The following is a 1,530-nucleotide window of genomic DNA, read 5'->3' on the forward strand; positions in this document are numbered from 1 at the left end:
GCCGCTCCGACACCTCGGTGGAGTCGTAAGCCTCGGCGACAATCGAACCTGCTTCCAGCACAGCGGGATACGCGCCCAGCCGCATCGTGCCACCGAGATCGGCCTCCCCGGCGACGGCGTCGCGCTGATCGGCCATGGTGGAGATCACCGGGTGCGGGGTGGTCGGATCGAACTCCGCGGAGTTGGCCTCGGCGATGCCGACCGAACGGGCCGCCTCGATCACGATGCACTGCAGGCCCAGGCACAGCCCCAACACGGGCAGGCCCCGCTTGCGGGCGTACTGGATCGCGCCGATCTTGCCCTCGATGCCGCGGATGCCGAAGCCGCCCGGAATGAGTACGCCGTGCACGTCGGCCAGCGCAGCGGCCGCGTCGCCGTCGACCTCGCAGTCGTCGGAGGCCACCCAGCGCATCTCGACCTTCGCCCGGTGCGCGAACCCGCCCGCCCGCAGCGCCTCGGCTACCGACAGGTAGGCATCCGACAAGTCGATGTACTTGCCCACCAACGCAATTCGCACCGTCTCGTGCGGCTCGTGCACGCGCTGAAGCAGGTCGTTCCACTGCGTCCAGTCGACGTCGCGGAACGGCAGATTCAGCCGACGCACCACGTACGCGTCGAGTTCCTCGCGGTGTAAAACCTTGGGAATGTCGTAGATCGAGGGCGCGTCGGGGGTGGAGATGACCCCGTCGATGTCGACGTCGCACATCAGCGCGATCTTGTTCTTCAGCGGTTCGGGCACATCACGATCGCACCGCAGGATCAGCGCGTCCGGGGTGATACCGATGCTGCGCAGCGCGGCCACCGAATGCTGCGTCGGTTTGGTCTTCAGCTCCCCCGACGGCGCCATGAACGGCACCAGCGAGCAGTGCAGGAAGAAACAGTTCTCGCGGCCCACCTCGTGACGGACCTGCCGCGCGGCCTCCAGGAACGGCAGCGATTCGATGTCCCCGACCGTGCCGCCGATCTCGGTGATCACCACATCGGGGCGGCGACCGTCGACGTCCGGCGCGGCCATCTCGAGGATGCGGGCCTTGATCTCGTCGGTGATGTGCGGAATGACTTGAACGGTGTCGCCGAGGTACTCGCCGCGGCGTTCCTTGGCGATGACCGACGAATACACCTGTCCCGTCGTGACGTTCGCCGATCCGGACAGGTTGCGGTCCAGGAAGCGCTCATAGTGCCCGACGTCGAGGTCGGTCTCGGCGCCGTCCTCGGTGACGAACACCTCACCGTGCTGGAACGGGTTCATGGTGCCCGGGTCGACGTTGAGGTAGGGGTCGAGCTTCTGCATCGTGACCTGCAGGCCGCGCGCGGTCAGCAGCTGGCCGAGGCTCGACGCGGTGAGCCCCTTGCCGAGCGAGGAGACGACGCCGCCGGTGACGAAGAGGTGCTTGGTGGCCGTCTGGGGGTGCTTGCGTAAGGGTTTCACTGAAAGGCACCTCCGTGACGACGGGCAGGGCTTACGTTCCTAGGCTGATTCCTAGTTTGGGGCCTGCCGACCCACGGAACCCCACCCTAACACCGAGGCCG

General features: G+C 67.0%; 1 protein-coding gene. It reads right to left on the reverse strand.

Annotation, left to right across the window (positions count from 1 at the left end):
- On the reverse strand, positions 1 to 1,429 hold a 1,429-nt coding region (pyrG, locus tag A5698_RS21490), incomplete at its 3' end, for a CTP synthase (protein WP_068300848.1).
- Positions 1,430 to 1,530 lie beyond the last annotated feature (101 nt).

Source organism: Mycobacterium sp. E136 (assembly GCF_001666865.1).
GTDB lineage: Bacteria > Actinomycetota > Actinomycetes > Mycobacteriales > Mycobacteriaceae > Mycobacterium.